At 70.4% G+C, this 15,871-nt stretch carries 14 protein-coding genes and 2 riboswitches; of the genes, 3 read left to right on the top strand and 11 right to left on the bottom strand.

Annotated elements, in window-relative coordinates; translation table 11 throughout:
• Positions 1-15 precede the first annotated feature (15 nt).
• The 6 genes from gcvH to Aph01nite_RS27585 all read right to left on the bottom strand — a co-directional run bounded on the left by gcvH (position 16) and on the right by Aph01nite_RS27585 (position 5,863).
• Positions 16-402: a glycine cleavage system protein GcvH gene (gene gcvH, locus Aph01nite_RS27610; RefSeq protein ID WP_204043920.1), complete on the bottom strand. Its 387-nt coding sequence runs from the start codon at positions 400-402 to the stop codon at positions 16-18.
• The gene (gcvT, locus tag Aph01nite_RS27605; RefSeq protein WP_204043919.1) at positions 399-1,475 is read right to left on the bottom strand and encodes a glycine cleavage system aminomethyltransferase GcvT; all 1,077 of its coding nucleotides are present in this window, start codon (positions 1,473-1,475) and stop codon (positions 399-401) included. Before gcvT ends, gcvH begins: the two co-directional genes overlap by 4 nt.
• Before the next feature lie 34 nt (positions 1,476-1,509).
• A riboswitch (glycine riboswitch) is annotated at positions 1,510-1,603 on the bottom strand.
• A riboswitch (glycine riboswitch) is annotated at positions 1,604-1,701 on the bottom strand.
• A 16-nt stretch (positions 1,702-1,717) separates the two neighbouring features.
• A complete protein-coding gene (locus Aph01nite_RS27600) occupies positions 1,718-2,413 on the bottom strand; it encodes a gamma-glutamyl-gamma-aminobutyrate hydrolase family protein (protein ID WP_204043918.1) in 696 nt (231 codons plus the stop codon).
• Positions 2,410-3,174 carry a 3-oxoacyl-ACP reductase gene (locus Aph01nite_RS27595; RefSeq protein WP_204043917.1) on the bottom strand — a complete coding sequence of 255 codons (765 nt, stop codon included), beginning with the start codon at positions 3,172-3,174 and terminating at the stop codon, positions 2,410-2,412. Before Aph01nite_RS27595 ends, Aph01nite_RS27600 begins: the two co-directional genes overlap by 4 nt.
• 8 nt (positions 3,175-3,182) lie before the next feature.
• Positions 3,183-4,520 carry an aldehyde dehydrogenase family protein gene (locus tag Aph01nite_RS27590; RefSeq protein ID WP_204043916.1) on the bottom strand — a complete coding sequence of 446 codons (1,338 nt, stop codon included), beginning with the start codon at positions 4,518-4,520 and terminating at the stop codon, positions 3,183-3,185.
• Positions 4,517-5,863, bottom strand: coding sequence for a glutamine synthetase family protein (locus tag Aph01nite_RS27585; RefSeq protein WP_373872333.1), 1,347 nt, complete (start codon positions 5,861-5,863; stop codon positions 4,517-4,519). Before Aph01nite_RS27585 ends, Aph01nite_RS27590 begins: the two co-directional genes overlap by 4 nt.
• Positions 5,864-5,980: 117 nt before the next feature.
• On the opposite strand from Aph01nite_RS27585, the gene Aph01nite_RS27580 reads away from it, so the two are divergent.
• From Aph01nite_RS27580 to Aph01nite_RS27570, 3 genes are all read left to right on the top strand, one after another.
• Positions 5,981-6,703: a FadR/GntR family transcriptional regulator gene (locus Aph01nite_RS27580; RefSeq protein WP_204043914.1), complete on the top strand. Its 723-nt coding sequence runs from the start codon at positions 5,981-5,983 to the stop codon at positions 6,701-6,703.
• 18 nt (positions 6,704-6,721) lie between these two features.
• On the top strand, positions 6,722-7,492 hold the full coding sequence (locus Aph01nite_RS27575) for a hypothetical protein (protein WP_204043913.1): 771 nt from the start codon (positions 6,722-6,724) through the stop codon (positions 7,490-7,492).
• 69 nt (positions 7,493-7,561) lie between these two features.
• On the top strand, positions 7,562-7,723 hold the full coding sequence (locus Aph01nite_RS27570) for a hypothetical protein (RefSeq protein ID WP_204043912.1): 162 nt from the start codon (positions 7,562-7,564) through the stop codon (positions 7,721-7,723).
• 14 nt (positions 7,724-7,737) lie between these two features.
• On the opposite strand, the gene Aph01nite_RS27565 is transcribed toward Aph01nite_RS27570, so the two are convergent.
• From Aph01nite_RS27565 to Aph01nite_RS27545, 5 genes are all read right to left on the bottom strand, one after another.
• Positions 7,738-8,412 (bottom strand): nucleotidyl transferase AbiEii/AbiGii toxin family protein, encoded by a 675-nt coding sequence (locus tag Aph01nite_RS27565; RefSeq protein ID WP_239162014.1) that lies wholly within the window; start codon positions 8,410-8,412, stop codon positions 7,738-7,740.
• 216 nt (positions 8,413-8,628) lie between these two features.
• Entirely contained in the window at positions 8,629-10,773 is a 2,145-nt protein-coding gene (locus Aph01nite_RS27560; protein ID WP_204043910.1) for a hypothetical protein, read from the bottom strand.
• A complete protein-coding gene (locus Aph01nite_RS27555; protein WP_204043909.1) occupies positions 10,770-12,047 on the bottom strand; it encodes a tetratricopeptide repeat protein in 1,278 nt (425 codons plus the stop codon). Before Aph01nite_RS27555 ends, Aph01nite_RS27560 begins: the two co-directional genes overlap by 4 nt.
• A 69-nt stretch (positions 12,048-12,116) precedes the next feature.
• Positions 12,117-13,508, bottom strand: a complete 1,392-nt coding sequence (locus tag Aph01nite_RS27550) for a DUF4331 domain-containing protein (RefSeq protein ID WP_204043908.1) — start codon at positions 13,506-13,508, stop codon at positions 12,117-12,119.
• A 158-nt stretch (positions 13,509-13,666) separates the two neighbouring features.
• Positions 13,667-15,580 carry a cellulase family glycosylhydrolase gene (locus Aph01nite_RS27545; protein WP_204043907.1) on the bottom strand — a complete coding sequence of 638 codons (1,914 nt, stop codon included), beginning with the start codon at positions 15,578-15,580 and terminating at the stop codon, positions 13,667-13,669.
• Positions 15,581-15,871 lie beyond the last annotated feature (291 nt).

Below are 15,871 nucleotides of genomic sequence, written 5' to 3'. Positions count from 1 at the left end.
TACGTCATGAGGGCGTTATTCGCCCGCGGTGAGTGCGCCGTATTCTTCGGCGGTGAGCAGGTCGGACGGGTCGCCGTCCATGCGGACGCGGAACAGCCAGCCCTCGCCGTACGGGTCGGAGTTGACCAGGGAGGGGTCGTCCACGACGGCCTGGTTGGTCTCGACCACCTCGCCGCTGACGGGGGAGTAGATGTCGCTGACCGACTTGGTGGACTCCACCTCGCCCACCGCGTCCCCGGCCGCGACCGTGCCGCCCACCTCGGGGACCTGCACGTACACCACGTCGCCGAGAGCCTCGGCGGCGTACTCGGTGATGCCGACCGTGACCGTCAGCCCGTCATCGACGCCGGCCACCCATTCGTGCTCCTTGGTGTAGCTCAGCTCGTTGGGGATGGTGCTCACTTCTTCCTCCTGTAGAAAGGCAGGTCAACGACGTCGACCGGTTCGCGCGTGCCGCGGATGTCCACGGCTAGATCGTCATTTTCCGACACTTCCGGACGTACGTACGCCATCGCGATGGGCTTGCCCAGCGACTGCGACGGCGCGCCGCTGGTGACCTCGCCGACGACCTCGCCGGCGGCGTCCACCACCGGGTAGCCGTGCCGGGGGACCCGCCGCCCGCGGGCGACCAGGCCGACCAGGCGGCGGCTCGGCTCCGTTCTCTTCTCCAGCGCGGCGCGTCCGATGAAATCGCCGGGTTTGTCGAACTTCACTACCCGGCCGAGCCCGGCGTCGAACGGGGTGATGTCAGCGGTCAGCTCATTGCCGTACAGGGCCATGCCGGCCTCCAGCCGGAGGGTGTCGCGGGCGGACAGGCCCGCGGGCACCGCGCCCGCCTCGGACAGCGCCCGCCAGAGCGGTACGGCGTCCGCGTTCGCGATGAACAGCTCGAATCCATCCTCCCCGGTGTAACCGGTACGGGCGATCAGCGCCTCCACGCCCGCCACGACCCCGGGCAGACCCGCGTAGTACTTCAGGCCGTCCAGGTCGGCGTCGGTGAGGGTGGCCAGGATTTCCTGCGCGCGGGGGCCCTGGACGGCGATCAGCGCGTACTCCTCGGAGCGGTCGGCGACCTTGGCCTCGAAGCGCTCGGACCGCGCGGTGAGCTCGGCGGCCACCCGCGGGTAGTTGGAGGCGTTCGCGCAGACCATGAACTCCTCGTCGGCCAGCCGGTAGACGATCACGTCGTCCAGCACGCCGCCGTCGGGGGCGCAGATGACCGTGTAGCGGGCCCTGCCGGGCACGAGCGTGCTCAGCTGGCCGGTGAAGGCGTGGTCGAGCGCCTCGCCCGCCTGCGGCCCGGTCACGAAGATCTCGCCCATGTGGGAGAGGTCGAAGAGACCGGCGGCCGTGCGGACGGTGTTGTGCTCGGCGGACTCGCTGCCGTACCGCAGTGGCATCAGCCAGCCGGCGAAGTCGGTGAGGGTCGCGCCGAGGTTCTCGTGAACCTCGGTCAGCGGCGTCGATCGTGGCATAGGGCGCACCTCAGACAGGGTCGGATGTTCTGCATCCTCCCCCTCTGTCATCGGTGCCTGAGAGCTTCGCCCGGATTTTGCCCGGACTTTCACCTTCGGCGAGGCGCAGCCTGCTTTCCAGAGGACACCTGACCCGCACGGTCCTTTGCCTTGAGAGGTTCGCGGGGAGGGCTTGCTCCTTCAGGGGACCTGGCCGGCTGCCAGGCCGCTCTCCCGCGCGGGATCACCGGTGTCCGGCCAGCCTAGCCGCCGCGACGGGCGGAGCGGAACCTGGCCACGAAGTCGTCGAAGAGTGGACCGTCCTCGTCCACCTCCGGGTGCCACTGCACGGCACGCACGTGCTCGTTCAGGTCGACGGCCTCGATGGTGCCGTCCTCGGCGGTCCCGGTCACGACCAGGCCGTCGGCCAGGCGCTCGATCGACTGGTGGTGGTAGTGGGCGGGCGTGATCTCCTCGGCGTCGTAGATCTTGGCCAGTTCGGGCGCGAGCCGTACGGGGAGGCGGCCGTAGGAGCCCGGGGCCGGGGAGTGGCCGGTGTGGCCGACCACGTCCGGCACGTGCTGGTGGAGCGTTCCGCCGAGGGCCACGTTGAGGACCTGCATGCCCCGGCAGATGCCGAGCAGCGGCATCCCCGCCGCCAGCGCCGCCCGTACCAGCCTGAACTCCGCCTCATCCCGAAATTTCCGGATGTAGGAGGTGTTGGGGTGGGGGTCGGCGGCGTACCGGCCGGGGTCGACGTCGCCGCCGCCGGCCAGGATCAACCCGTCCAGCCGCCCGATCACGGAGACGGGATCCCCGGCGGGCGGCAGGATGACCGGCTGCCCGCCGGCCCGCTCGACCTGCCGGACGTAGTCGTAGGGCAGCAGCGCCGCCGGCGTCTCCCACACCGTGTACGCGGCGGGCTCCACGTAACAGGTGATCCCGATGACCGGCCTCATAGCGGCGTCACGTACGCGCCGGAGATGCCGCCGTCCACCAGGAACTCCGCGCCGGTGATGAACGAGGCGTCGTCGGAGGCCAGGAACGCCACCGCGGCCGCGATCTCCTCGGCCCGCGCGAACCGGCCCATCGGCACGTGCACCAGCCGCCGCTGCGCCCGCTCCGGGTCCTTCGCGAACAGCTCCCGCAGCAGCGGCGTGTCCACCGGCCCCGGGCAGAGCGCGTTCACCCGGATGCCCTCCCGCGCGAACTGCACCCCCAGCTCCCTGCTCATCGCCAGCACCCCGCCCTTGGAGGCGGTGTACGACACCTGCGACGTGGCCGACCCCATCACCGCCACGAACGAGGCCGTGTTGATGATCGACCCCTTGCCCTGCCGCCGCATGTACGGCAGCACGTGCTTGCAGCACAGGTAGACGCTGGTCAGGTTGACCTCCTGCACCTTGCGCCAGACGTCGATGCCGGTGGTCAGGATGGAGTCGTCGTCGGTGGGCGAGATGCCGGCGTTGTTGAACGCGATGTCCACGCTGCCGTAGGTGTCGTAGGCCACCTGGAACATCCGGGCGACGTCGTCCTCGTCGGTCACGTCGGCCCGGACGAAGACGCCCCCGACCTCCTCGGCGAGCTTGCCGCCGACGTTCTCGTCCAGGTCGACCAGGACCAGCTTGGCCCCCTCCTCGGCGAACCGCCTGGCCGTGGCCAGCCCGATCCCCCCGGCGCCGCCGGTGATGACCGCCACCCGGTCCCGCAGTCGTTGCATATATGCACTCACTCCGATGCGATGAAGACGTTCTTGGTCTCGGTGAACGCGGCGAGCGCGTCCGGGCCGAGTTCCCGGCCGAGGCCGGACTGCTTGAAGCCGCCGAACGGCGTCCAGTAGCGGACGCTGGAATGCGAGTTGACGGAGAGGTTCCCCGCCTCGACGGCCCGCGCCACCCGCAGCGCGCGCCCGACGTCCCTGGTCCAGATCGACCCCGACAGCCCGTACGGCGTGTCGTTGGCGATCCTGATCGCGTCCGCCTCGTCCTCGAACGGCACGACGGACACGACCGGCCCGAACACCTCCTCCCGGAAGGCCCGGTCCCGGTCCCCGGTCAGCACCGTGGCCGGGAACCAGAATCCCGGCCCCGCCGGGCAGGAACCCTGGAAGTACGGCTCCGCCACGAACGAGGCCACCCGCTCCCGGTGCTCGGCGCTGATCAACGGCCCGAGCGAGGTCTCCGGATCCCGCGGATCCCCGACCTTCAGCTCCTGTACGGCTACCCGCAGCCGCTCCAGGAATTCGTCGTGGACGGAACGCTCCACCAGGATCCGCGACCGGGCACAGCAGTCCTGCCCGGAGTTGTCGAACACCGCCATCGGCGCGGAGGCCGCCGCCCTGGCCAGGTCGGAGTCGGCGAAGACGATGTTGGCGCTCTTGCCGCCCAGTTCGAGCGTGACCCGCTTCACCTGCCCGGCGGCCTTGGCGGCGATCTGCTTGCCGACCTCGGTGGAGCCGGTGAAGACGATCTTCGCGACGTCCGGATGCTCCACCAGCCGGGCTCCGGCGACCTCGCCCGCGCCCGGCAGGACCTGGAGCACCCCTTCGGGGATGCCCGCCGCCAGGGCCAGCTCGGCCAGGCGCAGCGCGGTCAGCGGCGTCCACTCGGCCGGTTTCACGATCACCGTGTTGCCCGCGGCGAGGGCGGGGGCGACCCCCCACATCATGATCACCATGGGGAAGTTCCACGGCACGATGATCCCGACGACGCCCAGCGGCTCCTGGAAGGTGACGTCGATCCCGCCGGGCACCGGGATCTGCCTGCCGTGGTTGCGCTCGGGCGCGCCCGCGTAGAAGTGCAGGACGTCCCGGACGTTCCCGGCCTCCCACCGGGCGTTGCCGACGGTGTGGCCGGAGTTCGTGATCTCCAGCTGGGCGAGTTCCTCGGCGTGCTCCTCGACCTGGCGGGCGAAGGCCCGCAGCAGCCGCGCCCGATCCCCGGGGGACACCTCGCGCCAGGTCCGGTACGCCCCCCGGGCCCGCTCCACCGCGCGGTCCACCTCGGCGGCGTCGGCGAGCTCGACCTCCGCGACGACCTCCTCGGTCGCCGGGTTGATGATCTTCACAGGCGCTCGAACCCCCGGAACATCTCCCAGTCGGTGACGGCGGCCTCGAAGGCGGCCAGCTCCACCCTGGCGTAGTTGGCGTAATGGTCGACCACGTCCTGGCCGAAGGCCGTCACGGCGAGTTCGGAGCCCGTGAACAGGTCCAGCGCGTCGCGTAACGTCGCCGGGACGGTGTCCGCGCCGGAGACGTACGCGTTGCCCTCGTACGGGTCCTCCAGGGGGAGTTCGTGCTCGATGCCGTACAGGCCGGCGGCGATCAGGGCCGAGACCGCCAGGTAGGGGTTGACGTCGCCGCCGGGCACCCGGTTCTCCACCCGCAGGGAGGGGCCGTGGCCGACCAGGCGGAGCGAGCAGGTGCGGTTGTCGATGCCCCACTTGACGGCGGTGGGGGCGAAGGAGCCGGGGACGTACCGCTTGTAGGAGTTGATGTTGGGGGCGTAGAGCAGGGTCAGCTCGCGCATGGCAGCCAGCTGGCCGGCGATGAAGTGCTGCCCGGCCTTCGACAGCCCGTACGGCTCGGAGCCGGCCATCACCGGGGTGCCGTTCTCGTCCCGCAGCGAGATGTGGATGTGGCAGGAGTTGCCCTCACGCTGGTTCGGCTTGGCCATGAAGGTCAGCGACATGCCCTCCTGGGCCGCGATCTCCTTGGCGCCGTTCTTGTAGATCGTGTGGTTGTCGCAGGTGGCCAGCGCGTCGGTGTACCGGAAGGCGATCTCGTGCTGGCCCAGGTTGCACTCGCCCTTGGCGGACTCCACGTACAGCCCCGCGCCCTCCATGCCGAGCCTGATCCGGCGCAGCAGCGGCTCCACCCGGGCGGTCCCGAGCAGCGAGTAGTCCACGTTGTAGAGATTCGTCGGCGTCAGATCCCGGTACGCGTTCCGCCACGCCTGCTCGTAACTGTCGGCGTACACGCAGAACTCCAGCTCGGTCCCCACGTACGCCCCCCAGCCGCGCTCGCCCAGGCGGGCCAGCTGGCGGCGGAGGATCTGCCGGGGCGAGGCCACCACGTCGGAGCCGTCCTCCCAGACCAGGTCCGCCAGGAGCATCGCCGTGCCGTCCTGCCAGGGGACCCGGCGCAGCGTGGCCAGGTCGGGCTTGAAGACGAAGTCGCCGTAGCCGCGGTCCCAGGAGGACATCGCGTAGCCGCCGACGGTGTTCATCTCCACGTCCACCGCGAGCAGGTAGTTGCAGCCCTCGGCCGCGTGGCCCAGCACCTCCTCCAGGAAGTAGCGCGCCGACAGGCGTTTGCCCTGCAGCCGGCCCTGCATGTCGGTGAAGCCCAGCAGTACCGTGTCGATCTTGCCGGTCTCGGCGTCGGCTCGAAGCTGCTCCACAGTCAGCACGCGCGAGTCCCTTCTAAAAGTCTGGAAACAGACCAATGGAGGCATGCAAGCACCCGGCCTGTCAGCTCGTCAACATCGGATTGAGCTAATCTTGGGCCATTTGAAGGGCGGTGCGTGATGACGGATTCCCCGCTTGTGTCGTTGCTCCGCCCGGTCCGATCGGGCAACGCGTTCGAGGAGACCGTCGAGCGGCTGCTCCAGGCGATCAAGCTCGGCGTCGTCGCCCACGGCGCCAAGATGCCCCCGGAACGGGAGCTCGCCGCCCAGCTCGGCATCAGCAGGGTCACCCTGCGCGAGGCCATCCGCGCCCTCCAGGAGTCCGGCTACCTGGAGGTGCGCCGGGGGCGTTACGGCGGCGCCTTCGTCGTCTACGAGCCGCCCGACCCGGGCCACGGCGACCTGCGCAGGGCCCTCAACGCCATGGGCCCCGGCGAACTCGACGACGCCCTCACCTTCCGGATGGCCGTCGAGTGCGGGGCCGCCCAGGTCCTCGCCGAACGGGCCCTCACGCCCGCCCAGATCACCCTCCTGCGCCGCCGCCTGGCCGACGTCAACAGGGCGGGCCCCTCTGACTATCGCCGCCTGGACACCGCCTTCCACCTGTGCATCGCCGAGCTCACCGGCTCCCCGCTGCTCGCCGCCGCCTGCGCGGACGCCCGATTACGCGTCACCGACCTGCTCAACGCGATCCCCATCCTGAGCTTCAACATCCAGCACTCGGCCCTCCAGCACGCCGCGATCGTCGAGGCCATCCTGGACCGCGACCCCGATCGCGCCCGCCAGGCCGTGGCCGAACACCTGGAGGGCACCGCGGCTCTGCTCCGCGGGTTCCTCGCGTAGGTAGCATCGACTCCTGTCATGAGCGAACTCTTCCAGCGCGGCATCGTGGACACGCAGCGCCTGCCGCTGTTCGCGTTCTTCGTGGCGTTGATCGTGGCGTTCGTGTTCACCCGGATCAACGTGCGGCTGATCCGCGCGGAGACGCGGTGGTGGTTCAAGAACGTCAACGTCGGCGACATGCACATCCACCACGTGGTGTTCGGGGTGGTGCTGATGCTGCTCGGCGGGGTGGCCAGCCTGGTCGTCTCCGGCCTGTCGGTCGGCTGGCACTCCTTCACCGCTGCGGTCTTCGGGGTGGGGTCGGCGCTGGTGCTGGACGAGTTCGCGCTGATCCTGCACCTGCGGGACGTCTACTGGGCGGAGGAGGGCCGCACCTCGGTGGACGCCGTGTTCGTCGCCGTCGCGGTCACCGGGCTGCTCCTGCTGGGCCGCCGCCCGCTCGACTGGACCGAATCGGAGGGGATCTGGTCGGGCGCGGGCTTCCTCGTCCTGAACCTGGTCTTCGCCGTGGTCACCCTGCTCAAAGGTAAAATCTGGAGCGGCCTGCTGGGCCTGTTCGTGCCCGTCTTCGGCTACGTCGGCGCGGTACGGCTGGCGCGTCCCGGGTCGCCGTGGGCGCACTGGTTCTACACCGGCAACAAGCGCAAGATGGCGCGGGCGGTGCGGCGGGAGGAGCGCTGGCGGCGGCCGGTGATCCGGGGGAAGATCGCCGTCCAGGAGTTCGTGTCGGGGCGGCACGACCTGCCGCGGGACCGTTCGCGTGATCTTCCGCGGGAGGCCCGGCGGTAGGGGCCCGCGTTAGGGGCGGGCTGTGACGGGCAGGTCACCCTTATGGAACTCATCACGAAATTTCGGGAAATGAAGGCTCGGATGAAGGCGCGGCTGGGGGCCCGGACGGGCAACCGGCGGATGGAGGCCGAAGGCCGTACCGAGACGGCTGAGGCCCGCCTGCTCAAGACGCGAGACAAGATCAAGTCGACGGCGCGCCGGATCCGGCGGGAACTCCGCTCGCACGGCTGACGGTCAGCTGGGGGTTATTCGAAGGGGTCGATGTCGGCTTCTTCGGCGATGCGCATCGTCAGGTCTTCGTACCAGGCCAGGGCGAATCGCTGGACGCGGGCGATCTGCTCGGGGGTGAGGCCGTACTCGGCGTAGGCCTCCTCGTCGTAGACGAGCGCGGTCTCCAGCTCGAAGGCGAGGGCCTGCTCGGTGAAGCCCTCCTCGAAGTGCGCGCCCAGGCGCTCCAGGTCGTCGAAGGAGTAGCGCTCGTTGAGGGCGGCCGCGTCGATGAGATCACGGGGGAGCGCCCGGTTCAGCACCGCGCCGACCTTCATGCCCGCGACGTCGTCCAGATCCGCCACCGGACGGTCGCCGATCAGCACGGGCGGCCGTTGTAGCGGCGCCTTCAGGATGTTGACCGGGCAGGACTGCTCGGGCACGACCGGGTCCGAGACCACCATCCTGGCCTGCAGCGGGTTGCCCGGTCGCTGCTTCACGGCCAGCGCCTTCTCCCGCAGCGCGTCGGCCACGTGGTCGGCGATGTCGACGAGCGGCAGTTCGCTGACCGTGACGAAGTCCAGACCCCGGCTCGGCCGCTCCACCAGGCCGTGCGCGCGCAGGGCGTACGCCCCGGTCAGGCGCAGGCCGTAGGCCGGGTCCACCTCGACCACCGCGTCGAGAACCCGCTCGTAGAAGTCCGTGAGCCGCATCACCGCGCTCGAATCGTCATGATCGCAGTATGCCCGCCCTATTCAGGCAGTATCCAGTCGGCCCGACCCGGCAGGCTTCCCGAATCACGCTTCCCGAATCACGCTTCCCGGATCAGGCTTTCCCGGATCAGGCTTTCCCGGATCAGGCTTTCCCGGTCAGGGCTGCCTCGGTCAGGGCTGCCTCGGTCAGGGCTGCCTCGGTCAGGGCTGCCTCGGTCAGAGGCTTCCGGTGAGGGAGCGGACGGCCAGGCCGAGGCCGAGGGTGACGACGATCAGGGCGGTGCCGACGGGGGCGAGGGCGGAGATCCTGGCCAGGAGGCCGGTGCCGGAGGCGGTCAGGCGATCCAGGCGGCTCGCCAGCTTCACCAGGAGCAGGCCGGTGGCGGTCAGGGTGGCCGCCATGCCGATCCCGTACGCCGCGACCAGGCCCACCCCGAACCAGGTGCGGCCGAGCGCGATCGCCCCGAGCAGCACGATCAGCGCCGACGGACTCGGCACCAGCCCTCCGGCGACACCCATCCCCACCAGCCCGACCCGCCGGCGACGCGCCGGCCGCCGGTCCTGATCCCGCTCATCTTCGGCCCGCTCGTTTTGAGCCAGCCCGCCTTCAAGAGCTTCGAGCCCCGCGAGAACCTCCTCGTCGCTCCGCTCCAGCGTCGCTACCCTGCCAGCCCTCTCAGCCGGTTCCCTATGCCGGTGACCGTCCCCATGGCCGTGCCTGTGGCCGTGGCCGCGGCCGTCGCCATGGTCGTCCCCGTGCCCGTGCCCGTGCTCGTCCCCGTGCTCGTCCCCGTGGTCGTGGTCGTGGTCGTGGTCGTGGTCGTGCCCGTGCTCGTCCCCGTGGTCGTGCCCGTGGTCGTGCCCGTGGCCATGCCCGTGGCCATGCCCGTGGCCATGCCCGTGGCCATGCCCGTGCTTGTGGCCGTGGCCGTGGCTATGGCCGTGGCCATGCCCATGCCCATGGAGGCTGCCGTTGGGGTCGCGTTTGATGGAGGTCCAGAGGAGGCGGGCGCCGATGGCGGTGATGAGGAGGCCGCTGGCCAGGCCTAGCCAGGCGAGGACGGAGTCGCCGGCCAGGGCGGAGAAGGCGCTCAGGAGCAGGCCGACGACGAGGACGCCGACGGTGTGGGTGACGGTGACGGTCATGCCGACGAGGAAGGCGTCGCGGGGGCGGCCCTGGCGGCCGGCCAGGTAGGCGGCCATGATCGTCTTGCCGTGGCCGGGGATGAGGGCGTGACCGGCCCCGAGGACGGCGGCGAGCAGGATGGCCAGCAGGCCGACGGGGACGGTGAGCGAGGACGAGCCGACCAGGTCGGTGAAGGTCCGGTCGAGACCGTCCAGCCAGGCCCCGATCGGGCCGGGGGCCGAGATGCCGGGAGCGGAGACCCGCTCGGTGGAGGCAAGGTCCGCGCGCTCGGGCAGGCCGGGGACCGCTCCGGCGGGGTCGACGGTCAGGGTCGCGGCGCGCTGGTCGAGCGGGGAGGCCAGCAGGTCCTCCGGGTAGGTGCGCAGCTCGTTGGAGATGCTCGTGCTGGGCAGGCCGGTGGGCGCTAGCCGTACCGAGTCGGAGGCGATGGTGATCTCGCGCCAGCCGAGACGGTCGGCGAGGAACCCGTCGGTGAACCCGATCGTGCCGGTGGGCACGGCGGCGGCGGTGAGGGCGCAGGTCAGGCGGCTGGTCTTGAGGCCGCCCTGGCCGGGGTGGTACGCGAACGCGGCCGAACCGACCTGCCAGGGGATGGGGGAGCCGCCCACGGTCAGGCGCTGGGCGGCGACCAGCGCGGCGCACTCGGCCGTGGCGTGGGCCTGAGCCTCGGCCGCGGAGACCGCGCCGGAACCGTCCGCGTCGACGGCCGGCTCCGACTGGAGCGTGGGCAGCTCGGCCGAGTCCACCACGGCGGTGCTCTCGACCCGGTCTTCGTAGAGCCGCAGGCCGTTGTAGTGGTTGACGGTGAAGTTGCCGAGCGGATGGGCGTGCGCGACGGCCGGAATCGCCAGCAGCACCGCGAGCGAGGCCAGCGCCACCACAAGCCCGGTCAGCGCGGCGGTCAGCACCAGCCGAATCCCACGGCCGAGCCGGGAGGCCCGAGGCAGGTCATCGCCGGACCGGGAGGCTGCGGACACACTTTTGCCGAGCTGGGAGGCGCGGGGCAGGTCGTGGCCGGGCGGGGAGGCTGCGGACATGTTTTTGCTGAGCTGGGAGGCCGGGGGCAGGTCGTGGGCGAGTCCGGAGTTCTGCGGGGAGGTGCCGCTGGAGCCGCGGCTGCGTGTGGACATTCGGTGGAGGGCCCGCCGGAAGGGGGAGGCTTGTCGGGGGGTGGAGGCGGGGCGGAGGTCGGCGAGGTGGTCGAGGGTGGTCATGAAAACCTCTGGAGGGCTGGGAGCTTCGGGTCGAAGCGCGGGTTGTAGGTCTTGACCAGGGCTGCGGACTTGCCCGCCGGAAGGTCCAGGGCGCGTTCGATCTCGGCGCGGTGGTGGGCGAAGAGGGCGTTGCGCCAGCCGGTGGCGGTCGCCTCCTTCGCGTACGGCAGGGCCTCGCGGGACCGGCCGTCGCGGTGCAGCGCCCAGGCGAGCGCGTCGGCGGCGATCACGTTGGGGTTGCGGGCGTACTCGGCGCGGGCGTAGGTGACGGCGGTCGCCGGGTCGCCGTGGTCGGCTTCGAACTCGGCCCAGGTGATGTCGTCGTGAACGCCGTTGGCGCGCATGAGGTCGCGCTGCGCGGTGAGGAGCCGCCACTGCGCGGAAGGGTCGCGGTCCAGTTTCTCCAGGACCTCGCCGTACTCGACCAGGTACTGGGGAAGCGGCAGGCGGCCGGTGACGGCGGCGTAGCGGTCGGCGGCCCCGGCCAGGTCGCCGCCGAGCGCGGCCACCCGGGCCAGCCCGGCCTGCGCGGGCACGAACTGCGGGTCGGCGGCCAGGGCGGCCTCGTAGTGGTCGCGGGCCTCGTCGAGGTCGCCCGAGTGCAGGGCCAGCTCGCCGAGGTACTGCCGGCAGAAGGCCACGTCGCCGGGGAGGTAGGCGTCGCGGAGCGCGTACTCCAGCATGCGGCGCGCGGTCGCCTGGTCCCCGTGCAGTTCGGCGTCGTAGGAGGCCCGGGTGAAGGAGGAGACGCCGGGGGCCAACTCCATCATCCTGGCGATGGCCTTCGTGGCCTGGTCGTACGCGCCGAGCTGGGTGTGGGCGTCGGCGAGCACGCCGTACGCGACGGGCCCGTAGGGGTTGGCCTCGATTGCCTGACCGGCGAGGCGTACGGCGGCGGTGAAGTCGTGGCGGCCGGCGGCGAGCGCGGCCTGGCCGGTGAGACCGGCGAAGTTGCCGGGCTTGAGCGCGAGCGACCGGGCGACGGCCTGTTCGGCTTTGGGGTAGAACGACGGGTCTCCGGTGACCCTGGCCTGCTGGACGTAGGCGGCGCCGAGCGCGGCCCACGCGCCGTCGTCCTTCGGCAGCCGCTTCAGGCGGACCTGGAGCGCCGGGATCGAGCCGGGCGCCGATCCGTTGGCGCCGACGGCCACGGCGGGCGCCATGGGGGCGGGGGAGCTTTCGGATCCGGGGATGAGGGCCGCACCGGCGGTGAGGGCGACGGCCGCGAGGACGGTCCCCGCGATGACGCCCACGGTGCGCTTCTTGGATGGCATTTCGGGGACCTCCTCGGCATGGGTAGGACCGCCGCCGCCGAGTCCGGCGGCGGCGGGGGTCGGGATGGGTCAGGAACCGTTGAGGGCCTGGTTGACGGCCACGTTGCTGGGGCCGGGGATGTACGGGAAGGTCGACAGGAACGGCACGTCGTTGCGGTCCACCTTGTCGCCCGCGGCCAGGGCCGGGACCAGCTGGCCGGTCTGGGCGGCGCCCGCCATGGCCTGGAGGGCGATGTCCACCACGTCGTCGCCGAGGCGCCGGCCGTTCGGGAAGCCCTGCAGGTCGCCGGCGAGCACGCCGAGCCGGTTCGGGCTGGCGGTCACCGGGATGGACAGGTTGAGGCGCAGCATCTCGGACGGGCGCAGCTTGCCCGCGTCCTTGTTCAGGACCTGCGAGTTGAGGTCGGCCTTGATCGGGCCGTTCTGCTTGGCGATGCCGGTCAGGAAGATCTCGACCAGGTCGTTACGCGGGGTCTTGGGAGCCTTCAGGCCGTAGATGCCCTCCAGCAGCATCGGCACCTCGGGGTGGGTGACCTTCTTGACCACGGCCGGGATGCCGGCGTCCTTGTCGGGGCTGAGGGAGTTGAAGGCGTCCTTCAGCGCGGCCGGGACGACGACCTCGTTGACCAGCGGCTGGCCCAGCCGGGAGACCTGCACGTAGCCTCTCGGGCTCCACTTGTCGGTGGTCGACCAGATGCCGACGACCGGGTTGCGCTTGACGTCGCCCTTGAGCGCGACCTCCTTCTTGGGCACCTGCACGGCCAGCGTGTGCACGTTGTAGCCGCGGGTGGTGTCCTGCCCGACCTCGGACAGGTTGCCGCCGTAGAGCAGGTCGAAGACGCGCAGGTCGAGGAAGAAGGCCTCGTCGGACTGGCCGGCGAACTGCTTGCCGCCGCCCTTGATGCCGTCCACGGCCTCGGCGCGCAGCTTGGCGTAGTCGGGCATTGAGGCGGGCCCGGTGTTGCTGGGCGCGACGGTGCCGGTGCCGATGGTGGTGGTGCCCTTCTCGGTGATGCGCTTGAGCGTGTACTTCTGCTTGAACAGCAGGTTCTTGTCCTTCAGCGAGGTGACCGGGCCGTTGTTGTAGAGGAACGTGCCGTTGCCGCGCTTGTCGACGTTGGTGAAGGTCCACTGGTAGGTGACGTCGGGCTTGGCGTCGCCGTCGTTGTCGATCTTGATGTTGTAGCGGGAGTTGGTGTCGAAGAAGTAGAAGTTCGGGCCGCCGTTGGGCTCCTCGAACGGGATCCAGTTGGCCAGCAAGGTGACGGTGTCGGACTTGTCGGGGCTGACGAAGGCGTACACGTCGGTGTTGTCGTTGCGCGGGTCGCCGGAGATGAGCGGGGCCTCGCGGTGGGAGGAGGCACTCGGGGCGGCCGGGCGAAGAAGGGCGATCGAGGAGGCGGCCAGCGCCCCCGCGACACCAATGGCGATCAGGGATCGCCGGTTGATCCGGAGCTCCATGTCGATCGGTCCTCTCAGGACGGTAGGGAGTCTTTAGGTCAGGTGAGTTGTCCGGCCGGAGTCCTCGACCGCCTATTCGCCCCATGGAGGCTCGCGGATTGGATGATTTTCAAAAAATGTGGCCCCGGTCTCCCGGGGCCACGTTTCCGCTGGTCAGGCTATGGAGTGCTGCAGGTATAGCCGGTCGGCACCGCGGTGTTGCCGTTGGGACGGCTGCCCTGGAAGCCGAAGTTGCCGCTCTGGCCCGCGCCCAGGTTGCCGTTGTGCCCGACGTTGCGGGCGGTCACGGTCTGGCCGCTGACGGTCAACTGGGTGTTCCAGGAACCGGTGATGGTGTGGCCGGCCGGGAGCGTGAACGTGACGGTCCACGACGTGATCGCGGAGCTGCCCGCCGTCACGGTGACCGGCTGGATCACGTACCCGTTGCCCCAGGTGCTCTGGGTGGTCGCGACCACGGTGCAGCCCCCGCCGGTGCCGCCGCCCGTGGTGGTGAAGGTCACCAGCGAGGAATTGCCGGACAGGTTCCCGGCGCCGTCGCGGGCCCGGACGTAGACCTGGTACTGGGTGTTGGCGGTCAGGCCGGTGAGGGTGATCGAGTTGGTGGTCGGGGAACCGAGCAAGGGGTCGGTGGTGCCCTGCTCGCGGTAGACGTTGTAGCCCGCCAGGCCGGAGCCGCCGCTGTCGGTGGAGGCCGTCCAGGTCAGCGTCGCGCCCGAGGAGGTGACGTTGCTCGCGGTAGGCGTACCGGGGGTGGTGGGTGGAGTCGTGTCCGTGGTGCCGCCGCTCGTGGTGAAGGTCACCAGGGACGAGTTGCCGGACAGGTTTCCGGCGCCGTCGCGGGCCCGGACGTAGACCTGGTACTGGGTGTTGGCCGACAGCCCGGTCAGGGTGATCGAGTTGGTGGAGGTCGTGCCCAGCTGCGGGTCGGTGATGCCCTGCTCGCGGTAGACGTTGTAACCGGCCAGGCCGGAGCCGCCGGAGTCGGTGGACGCGGTCCAGGTCAGGGTCGCGCCCGAGGAGGTCACGCCGGACGCGGTCGGGGTGCCCGGTGTGCTCGGAGGGGTGGTGTCGGTGGGCGTGCCGCCGCCGCAGAGGGAGCACTGCACGGCGGTGGAGGCGATGCCGTTGGCGCCGGTGAACAGGCGGGTGCCCCAGGAGGTCATCTGGTTCGGGTTGAAGTTGGTGACCTGGTCGAGGTACTCGACGCCGCCGCCGTTGCCGCTCCACGACCAGCCGAGATAGCCGATGCCCCGGCTCTGCGCCTGGGCCATGATCGTGTCCTCGTCGGGGTTGCCGTCCGAGTGGTTGAAGCCGAACTCGCCGATCACCAGCGGCAGGTTCGCGGTCTGGAAGGCGTTCAGGTACGCGTTGATCTCCGCCGCCGTGTCGAAGACGCCGTACATGTGGACCGAGAAGACGGTGTTGTTCTGCGAGTCGGCGGCGGCCACGGTGGCCGCGTTGTCGCGCATGGTGAACTGCCAGTCCTGGCCCCAGTTGGGCGCGTCCACCATCAGCAGGTGCTGGAAGCCGGCGTTGCGCATCCGGGTGATGGCCGAACTGGTGGCCTGGGTCCACCCGGGGGTGACGGCGTTGTTGCCGATAGGCTCGTTGCCGATGTTGATGATGACCGTGTTCTCCTGGCCGGTCAGCGCGCTCTGGATGCTGATCCAGTAGTTGACCGCCGCGTCCAGGCTGACGGCTCCGCTCTGCTCCCCGAACCCGGTCGTGTCGTGGTTCTCCAGGATGCAGACCAGCCGGTTGGTACGGCACAGCGAGACGATGTTCGCCACGTCGGAGGCGTTGTTGGCCGGCGTCCACCGGCCGCCGCTGAGCACGACCCGGACGGCGTTGGCGCCCTTGGCCTTGATGTTGGCGATGGAGCTGGTCTGGCTCGGGTACCAGACGTGCGCGTGGCTGGTGCCGCGGATGATGAAGTTGTTGCCGTTGGCCTCCACGATGTTCCGGCCGCTGATGCGCAGGCCGACCGCGGCCTCGGCGGGCAGCGCGGTGACGAACAGGGACACGAGCAGGGCGAGGACGGTCGCGCCGGATAGCGCGATGCGTTTTCTCATGGTCTGCCTTTCTGCATGGACTCTGCATTAACCGGTTAAGCAAACGGCCGGAGATCGGCCCCCGGCGGCGTCACCGCAGGGTCGGTTGGTCGGGTGAACCGGTCTTCCTGGGGCGGCCCGGCGCGCTCCCAGACTCGGGGGATTTCGCAGGTGTGTACAGGATGTTGCGGAAAGCTGACCGCGGGGATCGGCCGCCATCCGCGCCGGATATGGGGAAATGTCCGGGGCAAACCGATGAAAGATTCACTTTCCCGGCGGTGATCGTCGGCTACGCGCAGAGCGGAATGCGCC

The organism is Acrocarpospora phusangensis (genome assembly GCF_016862995.1).
GTDB classification, from domain to species: Bacteria; Actinomycetota; Actinomycetes; order Streptosporangiales; family Streptosporangiaceae; genus Acrocarpospora; species Acrocarpospora phusangensis.
Note: the sequence above shows the minus strand (reverse complement) of the source record. Positions and strands in the feature narration are given on the sequence as shown.

Excerpts from the sequence above, each read along its gene's own strand:
- gcvT (WP_204043919.1), bottom strand. The coding sequence starts at position 1,475 with ATGCCACGATCGACGCCGCTGACCGAGGTTCACGAGAACCTCGGCGCG.
- Aph01nite_RS27600 (WP_204043918.1), bottom strand. The coding sequence starts at position 2,413 with ATGAGGCCGGTCATCGGGATCACCTGTTACGTGGAGCCCGCCGCGTAC.
- Aph01nite_RS27595 (WP_204043917.1), bottom strand. The coding sequence starts at position 3,174 with ATGCAACGACTGCGGGACCGGGTGGCGGTCATCACCGGCGGCGCCGGG.
- Aph01nite_RS27580 (WP_204043914.1), top strand. The coding sequence starts at position 5,981 with ATGACGGATTCCCCGCTTGTGTCGTTGCTCCGCCCGGTCCGATCGGGC.
- Aph01nite_RS27575 (WP_204043913.1), top strand. The coding sequence starts at position 6,722 with ATGAGCGAACTCTTCCAGCGCGGCATCGTGGACACGCAGCGCCTGCCG.
- Aph01nite_RS27570 (WP_204043912.1), top strand. The coding sequence starts at position 7,562 with ATGAAGGCTCGGATGAAGGCGCGGCTGGGGGCCCGGACGGGCAACCGG.
- Aph01nite_RS27565 (WP_239162014.1), bottom strand. The coding sequence starts at position 8,412 with ATGCGGCTCACGGACTTCTACGAGCGGGTTCTCGACGCGGTGGTCGAG.
- Aph01nite_RS27560 (WP_204043910.1), bottom strand. The coding sequence starts at position 10,773 with ATGACCACCCTCGACCACCTCGCCGACCTCCGCCCCGCCTCCACCCCC.
- Aph01nite_RS27555 (WP_204043909.1), bottom strand. The coding sequence starts at position 12,047 with ATGCCATCCAAGAAGCGCACCGTGGGCGTCATCGCGGGGACCGTCCTC.
- Aph01nite_RS27550 (WP_204043908.1), bottom strand. The coding sequence starts at position 13,508 with ATGGAGCTCCGGATCAACCGGCGATCCCTGATCGCCATTGGTGTCGCG.
- Aph01nite_RS27545 (WP_204043907.1), bottom strand. The coding sequence starts at position 15,580 with ATGAGAAAACGCATCGCGCTATCCGGCGCGACCGTCCTCGCCCTGCTC.